The following is a 15,879-nucleotide window of genomic DNA, read 5'->3' on the forward strand; positions in this document are numbered from 1 at the left end:
TTTAAGGCCGGTGCCAGGCGTTACCGCCCGATATCAAACCGCCCGCGGCAACCACGATCCGCCCAGATCCCATCCCGGGTAAACCCGTAGGTGTAGCCCTCGCGGCAATCCGATTTCGAGGTCTGCTCCACCAGGCGCGCGCCGCGCCCGATGGGCCAGCGGCAGAACACGCGCTTATTGTCGTTGCTATCGCAGCTGACGATCTGGCCGCCACCACCGTAGCCCGGGCGGCCGCCGCCGTATCCCGGCCGGCCATCATCCCAGCCCGGGCGGCCACCGCCACCCCAGCCGCCGGCTTCCTGGAAAATACCGCGGCAACCGTCATCCACCCACAGGCCGCCACGATCCATATCCCAGGTGCGCCCACGGATGCAGGCGGTCTTGGAATCCTGGCGGATAAGGCGCGCGTCGCGCCACGGCACGCGGCAGAACGAGCGCTTGCCGTTATCGCTGTAGCAGTTGACGGTATCGCCGCCACGCTGGGCGTGGGCGGCGGGCGGAGCCATGAACAGGCCCGCGCCAAGGGCGAGCATTGCAACCATTCCAAGCAGGCGTTTCATGGCAACCGGTACGTCCTTTCGATAGTGGTGGCGCAAAAACTATCGGAAGGATCCGCAACGCTGATTGAACGGATCGCAGGAAATCGTTGCCGCCGTTTTCAGTCGCCGGATTTGGCCACGGGCGCCGGCGCAGGGGCCGGTGCGGGCGCGGCGGCCGCAGGCGCAGCCGGCGTGGCGGGAGCGCCCGACGAGCCCTCCGCAAGATTCCGCTTTTTGTCGCCATCCTTCTTGAAGTCGGTCTCGTACCAGCCGCCACCGGCCAGGCGGAACTGCGGCGCGCTCAGCATGCGGCCCACGCGGGGCTCGCCACAGTTCGGGCACGTTTCCGGATCCGGATCGGACATCTTCTGCAGGCGATCGAAGCGGTGGCCGCAGGCCTGGCACTGGAATTCGTAGATAGGCATAGAAAGGGTTCGTCGTGCTCCAACCGCGCATTATCGGGGGACATGGGCTCTTTTCAATGCCGGCGGAGCAGCCAAGCCGCCCCTCGCGCGTACGCGAGGGCCATACCAATTCGGCATTGCACCAAACTGGCGAAACTTAGCCAGTTCCGTGCCAACCCGATGATTGAAGGACTTTAGCGCTCTCCACTTCCCCGCCTTGGCGCAAAGGAAACAGTCGCATTGACGCGCCGCAATAGGCCTGCCTAGCGTCGTTCCCAACACGGCCGCCGGCCGTGTCGCGGGGCGTGCCGCGCCCCGTGTGCCAAAAAGCTCGCCCTGGGGAACCCATCGATGACGAAAGGCACGACCCTCCGACGCAAGCCCGGCAGCCTGTGGCTGCCCGCCCTTGGCCTCATGATCGTAACCCCGGGTTACGCGCAGGATGCGACGCCACCGCCGGACGCCAGCCAGGCCCGCCAACTGGACCAGGTCGTGGTGACCGGTACCCGCTCCACCACGCGCACCGAGGCCAGTTCGCTCTCCCCTATCGATGTGCTCACGCCGAAGGACCTGACTTCCACGGGTAGTACCGAACTGGCCACCGCACTGGGCCGGCTGTTGCCCTCGCTGGATTTCCCGCGCCCGGCCATCAACGACGGTAACGATGCGATCCGCCCGGCCAGCCTGCGCGGCCTTTCGCCGGATGCCACCCTGGTGCTCGTGGACGGCAAGCGTTACCACACCTCCGCGCTGGTGAATTACAACCCCTCGGTCGGCCGCGGTTCCGCACCCGCCGATCTGAACTCCATTCCCATCTCGGCCATTGATCACATCGAGGTGCTGCGTGACGGTGCGGCTGCGCAATACGGCTCGGATGCGATCGCCGGCGTCATCAACATCGTGCTCAAGCACGGTGCCACGAAGGGCGGTAACAGCATCACCGTCAACGGCGGCACGATGGACAAGGGCGATGGCGACACCAACGGCATCGACGGATCGATGGGCATCGACCTCGGCGGCAAGGGCAACGATGCGAAGGGTTGGCTGCGCGTTGCCTGGAACTACCAGAATTCGATGAACACCAACCGCGCCTCGCCGGTCAGCCTGTTCACGCCCGAAGAAGCCGCCGACGGCAACGTCGCGCACCAGCGCTACGGCGATCCGGCCGTGAAAACGTACCAGGCACTGACCAATTTCCAGTATTCACTGGCACACAACGTGGACCTGTATGGCGTGCTCAGCCTGAGCCGCCGTGATGTCACCTCGAACGGCTATTACCGCGGTGCAACCAACGCGCGCAACGTGCCCGAAATCTATCCCGACGGATTCCTGCCACAGATCATCAACCACACCAACGACTCCACCGCGATCCTCGGCGTCAAGGGCGTGACGGACAGCGGCTGGCGTTGGGATGCCTCGGGTAACTACGGCATCAACTCGCTGGTGTTCGATGTGAACAACAGCATCAACACGAACCTGTTCTACAGCACCGGCGCCTCGCCAACGTATTTCAACGCGGGCACCTTCAAGAACTCACAGGCGCTCGCCAACATCGATATCGGCAAGGATTTCAGTGTCGGCTGGCTGCCGAACCCGTTAACGCTGGCGTTTGGCGCCGAGTACCGCAAGGAGAAGTACCAGATCGATGCCGGCGATCCGGATTCGTATTACTTCAACCAGGACACGCTGATCCCTGGCACGGATACGCCGTATGCAGGTGGCGCGCAGGTGTTCCCGGGGCTGTCGCCGTCCGCGGCGGGCAGCTTCACGCGCCATAGCGAAGCGGCCTACGTCGATCTGGAAACCGATGTCACCGACAAGTTCTCCGCCGGTGTCGCCGGGCGTTACGAGCACTACAGCGATTCGGGCTCTACCCGCTCTGGCAAGCTGTCGGCGCGCTATCAGTTCACCCCGGCCTTCGCGCTTCGCGGCACGATCTCCAACGGCTTCCGCGCACCATCGTTGGCGCAGCAGAACTACCAGTCCGTCGTGACGATCATCGACCCGAACACGGGGCAGCTCGCCCAGACCGGCACGTACCGCACGTCCGATCCCGCGGCCATCGCCTTGGGCGCCAAAGCGCTCAAACCCGAGAAATCGGCGAACTACAGCCTTGGTGCGGTGTGGGAGCCCATCGCGAACTTCAGCGCCACGCTGGATGTGTACCAGATCCGCATCTGGCAGCAGATTCTCTACTCCGACACGATCAGCCTGACCGACCCGGTGCTCGCCGCGTACTTCAACAGCGTGGTGCCCGGCCAGCAGGTCACCGCGGTGCAGTACTTCGCCAATGCGGCGACGACGCGCACGCGCGGCGCCGACCTGGTGTTCAACTACCGCATCCCGACCACGAATGCCGGCCAGTTCAACCTGATGGCCAGCAGCAATTACAACAAGGTGAAGATCCTGGATGTGGCGGCCACGCCCACCATCCTGCAGGACAACGCCTCGGGCCCGATCGAACTGTTCGGCCGCGCCAGCCAGGGCTTGCTGACCAAGGCGACGCCGCGCACCAAGTTCGTCTTCGGCGGCGACTGGTCACTGGATGGCTTCAATGCACACGCTGACCTGACCCGCTATGGCTCGGTGACACGCGTGACGCCGGATCCGTCGACCGATCAGAAGTTCTCCGCACGCTGGCTGCTGAACACCTCGGTGGGCTACACGCTGGAGCAGTGGAACGTCACGCTGGGCGTGGACAACGTCACGAACCAGTATCCGACACGTGTCAGCCCGACGGATGCGGGCGAGGATTACTTCAGCGGCTTGCAGTACTCCGCGTTGTCGCCGTTTGGGTTCAATGGGCGGTACTACTACGCGAAGGTGGGGTTCCGGTTCTGACCGCGGTCCGTAGGAGCCCACCCTGTGGGCGATGCTCTTCGCGACCACGCAGCAGGGCCGGTGGCGTGGTCGCGAAAATATGTCGCCCACAGGATGGGCTCCTACGGTGTGGTCGGCTGCGCGTCTATACCGCGGCGAAGCGCAGGTGATTGCCATCCGAATCCACGCGGATGGTCTGGCCCGGCGAGAACTCGCCGCGCAGGATCGCCTGCGCCAGCGGGTTTTCCAGTTGCACCTGGATCGCACGCTTGAGCGGGCGCGCGCCATACACCGGATCGAAGCCCGCGCTACCCAGCAGATCCAGCGCCGCATCGGTAAGGTCCAGCCCAAGCTGGCGCTCGCCGAGGCGCTTGGCCAGGTAGTTGAGCTGGATACGCGCGATGGAGCGGATCTGCTTCTTGTCGAGCGGGCGGAACACCACGAGATCGTCGAGACGGTTGATGAACTCAGGACGGAAGTGCGCCTGCACCACGCCGAGCACCGAGGCCTTCATCTGCATGTAGTCGGCCTCGCTATCGCCGGCCTGCTCCTGGATCAGGTTCGAGCCGAGGTTCGAGGTCATGACGATCACGGTGTTGCGGAAATCGACCGTGCGGCCCTGGCCATCGGTCAGGCGGCCATCATCCAGCACCTGCAGCAGGATGTTGAACACATCCGGATGCGCCTTCTCCACCTCATCGAGCAGGATCACGCTGTACGGGCGGCGACGGATAGCCTCGGTGAGATAACCACCTTCTTCGTAGCCCACGTACCCCGGGGGCGCGCCGACCAGCCGGCTCACGGAATGCTTTTCCATGAACTCGCTCATGTCGATGCGCACCATGGCGTCCTGCGTATCGAACAGGAAATCGGCCAGCGCCTTGCACAGCTCGGTCTTGCCGACGCCCGTGGGGCCAAGGAACAGGAACGAGCCGTACGGGCGATTCGGATCGGAGAGGCCCGCGCGGGCACGGCGGATGGCATCGGAAACCGCACGCACGGCTTCATCCTGCCCCACGACGCGGCCATGCAGCGCCTCTTCCATATGCAGCAGCTTCTCGCGCTCGCCCTCCAGCATTTTCGCGACGGGGATACCCGTCCAGCGGGCCACGACCTCGGCGATTTCTTCCGCGGTCACGCGATCCTGCAGCAGGGTGAAATCCTGCCGTTCGGCTTTCTGAGCATCGGCCAACTGCTGGTCCAGGGCGGGCAAGCGGCCGTACTGGATCTCGCTCATCTTCGCGAAATCCTGGCGGCGCTGCGCCGCTTCCAGTTCGACGCGGGCCGCTTCGATCTGCTCCTTGATCTTGGTCGCACCCTGCAGCGTTGCCTTCTCCGATTTCCACACCTCATTGAGGTCGGAGAACTCGCGGTCGAGCTTCTCGATATCCGACTCGAGGGTGGCAAGGCGCTGCTTCGATTCGTCGTCCTGCTCCTTTTTCAGCATCTCGCGCTGGATCTTCAGCTGGATAAGCCGCCGTTCCAGGCGATCGAGCTCTTCCGGCTTGGAATCGATTTCCATGCGGATGCGCGAGGCCGCCTCGTCCATCAGGTCGATGGCCTTATCCGGCAGCTGGCGATCGGGGATGTAACGCGACGACAGCGTCGCGGCCGCCACGATGGCCGGATCGGTGATCTCCACGCCGTGGTGCACGGCGTAGCGCTCCTTCAAGCCACGCAGGATCGCGATGGTGTCTTCCACGCTGGGTTCACCGACGAACACCTTCTGGAAGCGGCGCTCCAGCGCGGCGTCCTTTTCAACGTACTTGCGGTACTCATCGAGCGTGGTGGCGCCGATGCAATGCAGCTCGCCACGCGCGAGCGCGGGCTTCAGCATGTTGCCGGCATCCATGGCGCCGTCGGCCTTGCCGGCACCGACCATCGTGTGCAGCTCATCGATGAAAAGGATGACCCGGCCTTCCTGCTTGGAGAGATCGTTGAGCACGCCCTTCAGGCGCTCCTCGAACTCGCCGCGGAACTTCGCGCCGGCGATCAGGGCGCCCATGTCGAGCGAAAGCACGCGCTTGTCGCGCAGGCCTTCGGGCACCTCGCCATTGACGATGCGCTGGGCCAGGCCTTCCACGATGGCGGTCTTGCCGACGCCGGGCTCGCCGATCAGCACCGGGTTGTTCTTGGTGCGACGCTGCAGGACCTGGATGGTGCGGCGGATCTCTTCATCGCGGCCGATCACCGGATCAAGCTTGCCACTCTCCGCGCGCTCGGTCAGGTCGATCGTGTACTTCTCCAGGGCCTGGCGCTGCTCTTCGGCGTTTTCCGATTGCACCTTCTCGCCACCACGCAGTTTGTCGATGGCAGCTTCCAGGCGTTCCTTCGTGGCGCCCACGCCCTTCAGCGCGCCGCCGAGTTCGCCGCGATCTTCCAGCGCCGCCAGCACGAACAGCTCGCTGGCGATGAACTGGTCGCCGCGCTGCTGGGCCAGCTTGTCGGTAAGGTTGAGCACACGGTTCAGGTCGTTACCGACGCTGATGTTGCCCTCCTGTCCGCTCACGCGCGGCAGGCGATCGACCAGTTCGGCCACGCGCTGGCGCAGTGCCGGCACGTTGACCTGGGCCTGCGTCAGCAAGGGGGCGGTGGACCCGCCCTGCTGGTCGAGCAGCGCCAGCATGACGTGGGCCGGTTCGAGGATATTGTTGTCGCGGCCCACGGCCAGCGACTGTGCGTCGGCCAGCGCCTGCTGGAAACGCGACGTGAGTTTGTCCATTCGCATCGTTTGGTGTCTCCCAAAGGTTATGGCGCGCCCCGGGCCCTCCCCGCAGCCGCCTCTGGTGTCACAGATGCGGGTGAGATCTTGCGCCTTCAACGGTGCACGCGCGGTGTTCGCCTCCGCTTTTTTCACGGCCATGAGGGCATGCTGGGGAAATGCCGCCTTGCTGGAGCCTCCGTGACCGATAGCCGCACCCCGCTGCCCCCGCCGCCGCCCGAACGGGTGAATGCCAACACCGCCCTCTTCCTGGATGCCGATGGCACCCTGCTGCCGTTCGCCGACGATCCCGAACGCGTGGCGCTCCCGGATGGCCTGCTCGCCACGCTGGATTCGCTGCACGACGCGCTCGGCGGCGCCCTGGCGTTGGTGAGCGGGCGCCCTATCGAAGGCCTGGACCGCATCTTCGGGCGACCGGGCTGGGCCGCCGCCGGGCAGCATGGGTTGGAACAGCGCGGGGCGGACGGCAGCGTCACCACCGTCCCTGTCGATGCCGCCGAACTGGCCCACCTGCGCGAGGCTGTGCACACCGCCGCCAGCGCCCTCCCCGGCGTGCGCGTCGAGGACAAGAGCTGGTCCGTGGCCCTGCACTGGCGCGAGCACCCGGAACAGGGTTCGCGGGTAGAGCGCATCGCCCCCGCGCTCGCCGCCAGCTTCCCCGGGTTCGAGCTGCAGCCGGGCAACCACGTGTGCGAGTTCAAACCGCGCGGCATGGACAAGGGCGTGGCCGTTGCGAAATTTCTTGATGAAGTGCCGTTTCGCGGCCGGAAGCCGGTTTACCTGGGCGATGACCTGACCGACGAGCATGCCTTCGTGGTGGTCAACGCACTGGGCGGCACGTCAGTACGCGTTGGTGCAAGAACGCCGTCACACGCCGCGTTCACATTGTCTAGCACGACAGATGTCCATGCTTGGCTGGATAACGTGAACGCCACTTTGACACGGGGAGCCGCAAGTCGAACATGAGCCGACTGGTCGTCATTTCAAACCGCGTGGCCCTGCCCAAACAGACGCAGACGGGGGGCCTGGCGTCAGCGATGAACGCGGCGCTGCAGGAAATGGGGGGATTGTGGTTCGGCTGGAGCGGCAATATCGCCGCTGAAACAGGCAAGGAACTGCACGAGGTGGAAGAGGGCAATATCGCCTACGCCACCATCGATATGTCCAAGGCGGACCACGACGACTATTACAGCGGCTTCGCCAACCGCGCCCTGTGGCCCCTGTTCCATTACCGCGCCGACCTGGTCGATTACCGGCGCGACCACCTCGAGGGCTACCTGCGGGTCAACCGTATCTTTGCCCGGCGCGTGGCCAAGCTGCTCAAGAAAGACGACATCGTGTGGGTGCACGATTACCACCTGATCCCGCTGGCAGCCATGCTGCGCGAGTTGGGGGTGGAGAACCGCATCGGCTTCTTCCTGCACACCCCGCTGCCTGCCGCCGGGCTGCTGATCACCCTGCCCCGCCACCGCGAGCTGCTGGAACCGCTGGCGTCGTACGACCTGGTGGGCCTGCATACCCAGCGCGACCTGCGCGCCCTCGAGGATTATTTCCTCCATGAGCTGGGCGCCGCCATGCGTACCGGCGGCCGCATCCGCGCGGCCAATGGCCGGATCTTTCGGGCGGGCGTGTTTCCCATCAGCATCGATACGGCCGAGGCCGTGGAACTGGCGCACCGCGCCGAGGACAGTGGCGCGGTATCCAAGCTCAAGGCCTCTATCGATGACCGCGCCCTGATTATCGGCGTGGACCGGCTCGATTATTCCAAGGGCCTGCCGGAACGCTTCGAAGGCTTCGCCCGCCTGCTACGCGATCACAAGGACATGCGCGGCCGGGTGTCGCTGCTGCAGATCGCCCCGCCGTCGCGGTCGGACGTGCCTGAATACCGTTCGCTGCGCCGGGAGCTCGAGCGCAGCGCCGGCCATATCAATGGCCAGTACGCCGAACCGGACTGGGTCCCCATCCGCTACGTCAACAAGTCGTTCGGCCACAAGGTGCTCGCCGGCTATTTCCGCGTGGCCAAGGTGGGCCTGGTTACGCCCCTGCGCGATGGCATGAACCTGGTGGCGAAGGAGTATGTGGCCTGCCAGGATCCCCAGGATCCTGGCGTGCTGGTGCTGTCCCGGTTCGCGGGCGCGGCGCAGGAGCTGGATGCCGCCCTGCTGGTGAACCCGTCCGACCTGGATGAGGTATCCGAGGCGCTGAAGCGGGCCCTGGAAATGCCGCTGAAGGAACGGCGGATGCGCTGGCAATCGATGATGGATGTGCTGGAGCGCAACGACATCACCACCTGGCGGAATGCCTTCCTGCATGCGCTGATGGAGCCGCCGAAGGTGAAGCCGGAGATTTACGTGCCGACGCCGATGACGGCGCCCTAGCGACGCGGTAGGAGCCCACCCTGTGGGCGACATCTTGCGCCACATCGCTCGGGACCAGAGGCGGGGCGCACTCGCGAAAAGATGTCGCCCACAGGGTGGGCTCCTACGTCGTCCAGATCAGGCTGGCGAAGCGCCCGCTTTGTGCCCCGTCGCGGCGGTAGGAATACAGCCTGTCATCGGTGAGCGTATCGAACCCGCCCCCGCTGATATCGGTGACGCCCACGGCTACAAGGCGCCTTCGGGCCAGTGCGTACAGGTCGCACAGCCAATGCCCCGGCCGGGTCGGCTGGAACGCCTCGGCGGCGCCCGCGTCCTGGGACACGAAGGCGTCGCGGACCTCCTCGCCCACTTCATAGGACCCACCGCCGATCGCCGGCCCCAACCAGGCCTGGATGCCCTCGGCCGCCATGGCCTGCACGGTGTTCTCGAGCACGCCAGCGGCCAGGCCGCGCCAGCCCGCATGGGCCGCACCGATCGTGAGGCCATCCGCCGAGGCAAACAGCACCGGCAGGCAATCCGCCGTAAGGATGGCCAGCACCTGGCCGGGGCCCCGGGCGACCGCGGCATCGGCGGCGGGTTCGTCGCCCGATGCCAGCAGCGGGCCTTCCGCCACATCGGTACCGTGTACCTGGCGTAACCATAGCGGCTCGGCCGGCAGCCCCAGGGCCGTGACCACGGAGGCCCGGTTGGCCAGCACCGCCGCCGTGTCGTCCCCTGAGCGCAGCCCGAGGTTCAGCCGGCCATAGGGACCGGCCGAGACGCCCGGCCCCTGGCGGGTGGAGACCGCGGCCTCCACGCCCTCGGGGGCGACCCAATCCGGCCGGATCCACGCGTCGGCCATCGATCAGTCCTCGATCGGGTGAATGACGGTATCGGCGCGCAGCTGTTCGATCAGGGCGTCCTGGTCGACCGGCCGCGGCGAGGTAAACGAGAGCTCCTCGCCGGTGACCGGGTGGATGAAGGCCAATTGCTCCGCGTGCAGGGCCTGGCGCTTGAAGCCGCGCAGGGCGCCAATCAGCTCATCGCTGGCACCGCGCGGCAGGCGCAGGCCGTTGCCGTAAAGCTGGTCACCAACCAGCGGGTGGCCGATATGGGCCATGTGCACGCGGATCTGGTGGGTGCGGCCCGTCTCCAGGTTGCACTGCAGGACGGTATGGGCGCGGAAGCGCTCGCGGACCCGGTAATGGGTCACGGCCCGCTTGCCACCCTGCTCCTCGTCCCGGATGCCCTGCTTCAGGCGATCGTGCTGGTGGCGGCCCAAGGGCTCATCCACCGTGCCGCCGGCCACCATGGTGCCCAGGACAATGGCCTCGTACTGGCGGTGCACATCGTGCTCGGAGAGCATCTTCACCAGGGCCGTCTGGGCCGCGATGGTCTTGGCGACCACCATCAGGCCCGAGGTGTCCTTGTCCAGGCGGTGGACGATGCCGGCGCGCGGCACCTCGGCCAGGGCCGGGAGCCGGTGCAGCAAGGCATTGAGCATCGTCCCAGCCGGGTTGCCGGCACCGGGGTGCACGACCAGGCCCACGGGTTTGTCGACCACCAGCAGGTCGTCGTCCTCATAGACAACGTCAAGGGCGATGTCTTCGGGCTGGGCGTTACCCACCTCGGAGGCCAGCTCGGCCTCCAGCACCACCATTTCCCCCCCGCGCAGCAGCTGCCGCGGCGCCGCAGGGGCCCCGTCCAGCAACACTTTGCCCTCCTTGATCCAGGCCGTCAGGCGGGATCGGGAGTAATCGGGGAACATCTCGGCCAAAGACTGGTCGAAACGCCGTCCTGCGGCCGTCAGCGGCACCGTGGCCTCGTGTCTTACCGTCGTCATACCGCCCCGCCCGGCTGGAGGCCGGTTTCAGCTATCATGCCCATTCGCTCAAGCATCCGAACTCTCTCAATGCGTGCAACCAAGATCACCATTCTGCTCGTCCTCGCCTTGTCGATGAGCGCCTGCTCGATGTTCCGCAGCAAAAAGGAGACGATCGACACCATGCCGATCGACCGGCTCTACGCGAACGCACACGATTCGCTGGAGCATGCCGACTATGCGGCGGCCGAGAAGGCCTACCAGCGCCTCATCGCGCGCTTCCCTTCTGGCGATATCAACGAACAGTCGCAGATCGAACTGGCTTACGCGCAGTACAAAGACAACAAGCCGGATGACGCGTACTCGACGATTAACCGCTTCATCAAGACGTTCCCGACCCACAAGCATGCAGATTATGCCTATTACCTGCGCGGTCTGATCAATTTTGATCGCACCTCCGGGTTCCTGGAGCGCTATCTGCAGCGTGGCGACGATACCGGCGCCACCCGCCGCGACCAGGGTTTCAACCTGACGGCGTTCGACGATTTCAGCCAGCTGACCCGTCGTTACCCGAACAGCGCTTACGCCACGGATGCCCGCCAGCGCATGATTTACCTGCGTAACCAGCTGGCACAGTTCGAAATTCACGTCGCCGAGTACTACCTGCGCACCAAGTCGTACATCGCCTCGGCCGATCGCGCCCAGTACGTGGTCGAGCATTACCAGCAGTCGCCGCAGACGGCCGATGCGCTGGCGATCCTCACGCGCAGCTACCTGGCGCTGGACCGCAAGCCGCTGGCCGACCAGACCCGCCAGGTGCTGGCCCTGAACTACCCGGACCACCCCTACCTCACGGACCCGAACTGGCCGCACCACCCGTCGATCTGGCGCAAGGCCATCCCGTTCTCGGGGCACCATTAAGAAAAAAGCCGGCGCAAGCCGGCTTTTTTTGTGTTTGGCGTGCTGAGGTGAGGCAGCATCGCGCCACGTGGTCGGTTCATTCGCTGGCGCAAATGCATGTGTTGAGCGGCGTTCGCCGCCTCAGGCTTGAGTGGTTGAGGAAGCTGCGGGTGGGCAGGCCCTTGGGGCCGCCAGACGCGGACCTTCGGACCGGGCCGTAGCTCCCGTGTCGCCAGAGTCGTCGCGCTCGGCGGCCCTCCACTAATGTCGGCCCCAAGGGCCTGCCCACCCGCGCCCCCAGCGATGAGGTTCGTGGTGGAAGAGCTCGGGATGTGCGGCTCAGTGGTCCAGTTGTCGGCCGTTGAGTTGATCTAGCGATTGTCGCCCGCGTCATAGATGTCCAGCGCCAGCTCAATGCCACGCTGCCCCAGCGCCAGCAAAGAAGCGGGCGTGAGCGACATCCCATCGTTGCTGGTCGCCATGAACAGTCCGCAGAACAGATCTACCCGATACCGCTGCCCGATGTCTGCCCAGACATCAAGGTCAGCAGTGAGTTTGCCGAGGATTTCCTCAATTTGCCCATTCAGGTCTTCGGGTTCACGACGTTCTGCCTGCAAGTGCCATGAGCCCGTTCGGGCGATTCGCACCTGGCCCGTTGAGCGGCCGTGGATTTCCTCGCCTTTGTACGCAGCTTGCGTGGCCTCGCATCCAAGCAGCAGAGTGATTTCGACAGGGCGGAGCGCGTCGCCAAAGATGCGCAATGAAACACGTGAATGTCCGATACACCCCATCTGCCACCCAATCTCAACGAAGCGAAGCATCAGAACCAACGCCGATTTTTCCAAGCCACGTCAACCGACCGGCTTGCGTTTCGGGGCGGGTCTCCAGATAGACGGATGCGATGTCGATACACAGGATCAAGGCTTGAATGGCGTCGACACCGCTGGCGTAACGAACTCGCTCATCGCCGTAGCCCTTCAACTGGAAGGGACAGTAATAATTGACGCCATCAGAGAAGGGCCGGGGTATGCCGATCAAAAGGCTGATCTCGCGACCGTCCAACTCCAAGGTCCTTGACGCAATGATCCGACCGAGCTCAATAGGCTCTTCGCTACCCACAGGCACCCCCTCCCGCATTCTCGTGGACAGATACGAACACCGCCGGATGGTAGAGCTGAATGTCGCGGCCGTCTGTAGGCAATGCCTGACCCGATGAACCAGCTACGCGTGCGCTGCCGCGCACCGGCGTCGCTCTTCGAGCACATCAGCCCTGGGAGCGGGGCCGGTCATTGCGGCTTGAGGCGTGTGCTACACGCTGCGAGGCGTACCGACTCGCGGGCGGTGAGGCCCTTGCGGCCGACATTAGCGGAGGGCCGCTCTGCACAACGATTGTCGCGACAACGGAGCTACGGCCCGGTCCGAAGGTCCGCGTCTGGCGGCCGCAAGGGCCTCACCGTCCCCGACCCCAACGGGCCCCCAGCCTAAGGCGGCGCGAGCCGCTCAACACATGCATTCGCGCCAGCGAATGAACCGATTTAGCGCCAGCCGGAGGTGATCGGGTAGCGGCGTTCGCGACCAAAGGCCTTTGTTGTGACGCGCGGCCCCGGCGCCGCCTGGCGGCGTTTGAACTCGTTGATGTAGACGAGGCGGATCACCCGGCGGACCGTGGCGTCGTCGTAGCCGGCCGCGATGATGTCTTCCGCGGAGGCCTCACCCTCAATGAAATGCTGGAGGATCGCATCGAGTTCATCGTACGGAGGCAGCGAATCCTGGTCGGTCTGGTCGTGGCGCAGCTCCGCCGAGGGCGGGCGCTCGATCACCGCTTCGGGAATACCGCCATCGATCGCCGCGCGGTAGCGCGACAGGTTGTACACCACCGTCTTGTAGACATCCTTCAGCGGCGCGTAGGCGCCACACATATCGCCGTACAACGTGGCATAGCCCACCGCCATCTCGCTCTTGTTGCCGGTGGAAAGCAGCAGGCGGCCGGTCTTGTTCGACATGGCCATCAGCAGCACGCCGCGTGAGCGCGACTGCAGGTTCTCCTCGGTGATATCCGGCTTGCGGCCTTCAAACACAGGGGCGAGCGTGCCGGTAAACGCCTCGTAGATCCCTTCGATCGGCAGCACGTGGTATTCGACGCCGAGATGCTCGGCCTGCGCCTTGGCCTCACGCAGCGAAAGATCCGACGTGTACTTCGTCGGCATCATCACCGCGGTGACCTTGTCCTTGCCCAGCGCGTCCACCGCCATCACCAGTGTGAGCGCCGAGTCGATACCGCCGGAAAGACCCAGCAGCACGCCATCGAAGTGGTTCTTGCCGACGTAATCGCGGATGCCACGGACGATGCCGTCGTACATCACGGCCTCGGCGCTACGGGTATCCGGTGCGGGCCAGTCCAACGCCTTCAGCTGCTTCGTGGCGCTGTCGTATTCCACGCCCAGCAAAAGGTCTTCGAAGAACGGCGCACGGGCGGCGATGCTGCCATCCGGCTGGACCAGCAGCGAGTGGCCGTCGAACAGCAGGTCATCCTGGCCACCGACGAGATTCACATAGGCGATGGCGACACCGTTCTCCGTTGCGCGCTGCTGCAGCAGCGCTTCGCGCGTGGCGGCCTGGCGCTGGTCATAGGGCGAGGCATTGATCACCAGGATCAGCTCCGCACCGGCATCCGCGGCATGCGCCGCCGGTTCCGCTTCCCAGATGTCCTCGCACACCAGCATGCCGACGCGGACGCCTTCGATGCTGAAGACGTGGGTCTGCTCGCCGGCACGGAAGTAGCGCTTCTCGTCGAACACCGTGTAATTCGGTAGCGCCTGCTTATGGTAGGTCCACTCGACCTTGCCATCGCGAATCAGCGAGGCGGCGTTATAGACCTCGCCCTGGCTGTCCGGGTAGCCCACGATCGCGGCGATGCCCTTCAGGTCCGGCGCCAGCGCCTCGAGTTCGCGGCTGCAGGCCTGGAGGAAGCTCGGCCGCTGGAGCAGGTCTTCCGGCGGGTAGCCGGAGAGGGTCAGCTCCGGGAAAGCGACCAGACTGGCGCCGAGGCGGTCACGCGCTTCAGCGGCAAGGGCCCGTACCCGGCGCGCGTTGTCGGCGGTCGCGCCGACGGGGAAATCGTGCTGGGCCAGGGCGAAGCGAAAGGTGGACATGGGGGATCCGTGGAATCGCGGGGATCGCACATGATAATCCACCTCCCTGTCGGCGCGCGCTTGCGCGCCATGGGGGTGGCGACGGGGGCTGGGCGTAGCCGCGGCGCGAATCGCGCGCATGGGCGCCCTACAAATAGAGGGCGGCCACTTCCAGGGCGATTTTGTAGGGCTCGGGATCGTTGCGGTTGGTCAGGAGCACGACCGTGAGGTGCTGCTTCGGGTAGCGCACGATCACGTTGCGGAAGCCGATGGTCTCGCCGGAATGCCACAGCGTGTCGCCGGTTAGGCGCCAGCCGTAGCCGTAGCGGATGGTCGGATCGTCGGTAGCCGTCCAGCCGGTGAAAGCGGCCTTGCGCGAGGCGTCGCTGAGCAGGCGGCTGTCGTAGAGCGCGGCGTCCCAGCGCGCCAGGTCCTCGATGTTCGAGTAGATGCCGCCGTCGCCCAGTACGGAGCTGGTCATGCTCTGGTCGGTCCGGACCCAGCGGCCACCCTCCTCGCTGTATCCGAAAGCACGATGGGGCACGGCGGGGCCTTCCTTCACGAAGGCCAGTGTGTGCTTCATGCCCAGCGGGTCGAAGATGCGCGCCTTCAGGAACGCCTGGAACGACACGCCGGAGGCCTTCTCCACGATGAGCGCGAGCATCGCGTAGCCGCCATTGCTGTAGCGGTACGAACGGCCGGGCGGGAAGTAGAGATGATCGGTCTTCGACAACAGATCGAGCACGTCCTTGTCTCGCAGCGGGACCGAGGTATCCGCCGGCATGATGTCCTCGTAATCGATCAGGCCGCCCTGGTGACTCAGCAGCTGCTTGATCGTTATGGGCTCCGTCACGGCCGGCAGCGCGGGCAGCCACTGGCGTACGTGGTCATCGAGGCTCAGCTTGCCGTCCTGGGCCAGCAAGAGGATCGCCGCCGCGGTGAACTGCTTGCTCACCGACGCAAGGCGATAATCGGTCGACGGCGCGGCAGCGACATGCGCCTCAAGATCGGAGAAGCCGTAACCCTTCGATACGAGCGGCTTGCCATCCTTCAGCACCAGCAGCGAAGCACCGGGGACATCGCCCTGGTAGCGCTGCATCAGCGCGTCCAGCCGCGAATCATCGTTGGCAAAGGCCGTGACGGTGAAGGCCAGGCACGACAGGATCACGGCGATGCGGCGCATG

General features: G+C 65.3%; 13 protein-coding genes. 4 read left to right on the forward strand and 9 right to left on the reverse strand.

What is annotated here, in order from left to right:
* Positions 1 to 20: 20 nt before the first annotated feature.
* A complete protein-coding gene (locus tag L2Y97_RS18120; RefSeq protein ID WP_247429424.1) occupies positions 21 to 560 on the reverse strand; it encodes a DUF3011 domain-containing protein in 540 nt (179 codons plus the stop codon).
* 98 nt (positions 561 to 658) lie between these two features.
* On the reverse strand, positions 659 to 964 hold the full coding sequence (locus tag L2Y97_RS18125) for an FmdB family zinc ribbon protein (RefSeq protein WP_247429426.1): 306 nt from the start codon (positions 962 to 964) through the stop codon (positions 659 to 661).
* A 330-nt stretch (positions 965 to 1,294) separates the two neighbouring features.
* Here L2Y97_RS18125 and L2Y97_RS18130 point away from each other — a divergent pair, with 330 nt between their 5' ends.
* Positions 1,295 to 3,784, forward strand: coding sequence for a TonB-dependent receptor plug domain-containing protein (locus tag L2Y97_RS18130; protein ID WP_425492781.1), 2,490 nt, complete (start codon positions 1,295 to 1,297; stop codon positions 3,782 to 3,784).
* A 124-nt stretch (positions 3,785 to 3,908) separates the two neighbouring features.
* On the opposite strand, the gene clpB is transcribed toward L2Y97_RS18130, so the two are convergent.
* On the reverse strand, positions 3,909 to 6,491 hold the full coding sequence (gene clpB / locus L2Y97_RS18135) for an ATP-dependent chaperone ClpB (protein WP_247429428.1): 2,583 nt from the start codon (positions 6,489 to 6,491) through the stop codon (positions 3,909 to 3,911).
* 174 nt (positions 6,492 to 6,665) lie between these two features.
* On the opposite strand from clpB, the gene otsB reads away from it, so the two are divergent.
* Both otsB and otsA read left to right on the forward strand, forming a co-directional pair.
* The gene (gene otsB, locus L2Y97_RS18140) at positions 6,666 to 7,451 is read left to right on the forward strand and encodes a trehalose-phosphatase (RefSeq protein WP_247429430.1); all 786 of its coding nucleotides are present in this window, start codon (positions 6,666 to 6,668) and stop codon (positions 7,449 to 7,451) included.
* Complete coding sequence (otsA, locus tag L2Y97_RS18145) at positions 7,448 to 8,863, forward strand: alpha,alpha-trehalose-phosphate synthase (UDP-forming) (RefSeq protein ID WP_247429432.1); 1,416 nt, start codon at positions 7,448 to 7,450, stop codon at positions 8,861 to 8,863. The genes otsB and otsA overlap by 4 nt, the downstream gene beginning before the upstream one ends.
* Before the next feature lie 103 nt (positions 8,864 to 8,966).
* Here the strand turns inward: otsA and pgeF are convergent, their stop codons facing one another.
* Both pgeF and rluD read right to left on the reverse strand, forming a co-directional pair.
* The gene (gene pgeF, locus L2Y97_RS18150; protein WP_247429434.1) at positions 8,967 to 9,704 is read right to left on the reverse strand and encodes a peptidoglycan editing factor PgeF; all 738 of its coding nucleotides are present in this window, start codon (positions 9,702 to 9,704) and stop codon (positions 8,967 to 8,969) included.
* A gap of 3 nt (positions 9,705 to 9,707) precedes the next feature.
* Positions 9,708 to 10,685 (reverse strand): 23S rRNA pseudouridine(1911/1915/1917) synthase RluD, encoded by a 978-nt coding sequence (rluD, locus tag L2Y97_RS18155; RefSeq protein ID WP_247429437.1) that lies wholly within the window; start codon positions 10,683 to 10,685, stop codon positions 9,708 to 9,710.
* A 69-nt stretch (positions 10,686 to 10,754) separates the two neighbouring features.
* Here rluD and L2Y97_RS18160 point away from each other — a divergent pair, with 69 nt between their 5' ends.
* Positions 10,755 to 11,585 carry an outer membrane protein assembly factor BamD gene (locus tag L2Y97_RS18160; protein WP_247429439.1) on the forward strand — a complete coding sequence of 277 codons (831 nt, stop codon included), beginning with the start codon at positions 10,755 to 10,757 and terminating at the stop codon, positions 11,583 to 11,585.
* 350 nt (positions 11,586 to 11,935) lie between these two features.
* Here L2Y97_RS18160 and L2Y97_RS18165 read toward each other — a convergent pair whose 3' ends face one another.
* The 4 genes from L2Y97_RS18165 to L2Y97_RS18180 form a co-directional block, all read right to left on the reverse strand.
* Positions 11,936 to 12,385: a DUF4279 domain-containing protein gene (locus tag L2Y97_RS18165; protein WP_247429441.1), complete on the reverse strand. Its 450-nt coding sequence runs from the start codon at positions 12,383 to 12,385 to the stop codon at positions 11,936 to 11,938.
* Positions 12,369 to 12,626 (reverse strand): DUF6968 family protein, encoded by a 258-nt coding sequence (locus L2Y97_RS18170; protein WP_247429443.1) that lies wholly within the window; start codon positions 12,624 to 12,626, stop codon positions 12,369 to 12,371. The genes L2Y97_RS18165 and L2Y97_RS18170 overlap by 17 nt, the downstream gene beginning before the upstream one ends.
* A gap of 473 nt (positions 12,627 to 13,099) precedes the next feature.
* Positions 13,100 to 14,716, reverse strand: coding sequence for an NAD+ synthase (locus L2Y97_RS18175; RefSeq protein WP_247429445.1), 1,617 nt, complete (start codon positions 14,714 to 14,716; stop codon positions 13,100 to 13,102).
* A 127-nt stretch (positions 14,717 to 14,843) separates the two neighbouring features.
* Positions 14,844 to 15,878 (reverse strand): serine hydrolase domain-containing protein, encoded by a 1,035-nt coding sequence (locus L2Y97_RS18180; RefSeq protein ID WP_247429446.1) that lies wholly within the window; start codon positions 15,876 to 15,878, stop codon positions 14,844 to 14,846.
* Between the last annotated feature and the right edge of the window lies 1 nt (position 15,879).

Source organism: Luteibacter aegosomatissinici (genome assembly GCF_023078495.1).
Lineage (GTDB): Bacteria > Pseudomonadota > Gammaproteobacteria > Xanthomonadales > Rhodanobacteraceae > Luteibacter > Luteibacter aegosomatissinici.

Bases quoted from the DNA above. Each gene is read 5' to 3' on its own strand.
- L2Y97_RS18120 (WP_247429424.1), bottom strand. From the start codon at position 560: ATGAAACGCCTGCTTGGAATGGTTGCAATGCTCGCCCTTGGCGCGGGC.
- L2Y97_RS18125 (WP_247429426.1), bottom strand. From the start codon at position 964: ATGCCTATCTACGAATTCCAGTGCCAGGCCTGCGGCCACCGCTTCGAT.
- L2Y97_RS18130 (WP_425492781.1), top strand. From the start codon at position 1,295: ATGACGAAAGGCACGACCCTCCGACGCAAGCCCGGCAGCCTGTGGCTG.
- clpB (WP_247429428.1), bottom strand. From the start codon at position 6,491: ATGCGAATGGACAAACTCACGTCGCGTTTCCAGCAGGCGCTGGCCGAC.
- otsA (WP_247429432.1), top strand. From the start codon at position 7,448: ATGAGCCGACTGGTCGTCATTTCAAACCGCGTGGCCCTGCCCAAACAG.
- pgeF (WP_247429434.1), bottom strand. From the start codon at position 9,704: ATGGCCGACGCGTGGATCCGGCCGGATTGGGTCGCCCCCGAGGGCGTG.
- rluD (WP_247429437.1), bottom strand. From the start codon at position 10,685: ATGACGACGGTAAGACACGAGGCCACGGTGCCGCTGACGGCCGCAGGA.
- L2Y97_RS18160 (WP_247429439.1), top strand. From the start codon at position 10,755: ATGCGTGCAACCAAGATCACCATTCTGCTCGTCCTCGCCTTGTCGATG.
- L2Y97_RS18165 (WP_247429441.1), bottom strand. From the start codon at position 12,385: ATGCTTCGCTTCGTTGAGATTGGGTGGCAGATGGGGTGTATCGGACAT.
- L2Y97_RS18175 (WP_247429445.1), bottom strand. From the start codon at position 14,716: ATGTCCACCTTTCGCTTCGCCCTGGCCCAGCACGATTTCCCCGTCGGC.
- L2Y97_RS18180 (WP_247429446.1), bottom strand. From the start codon at position 15,878: ATGCGCCGCATCGCCGTGATCCTGTCGTGCCTGGCCTTCACCGTCACG.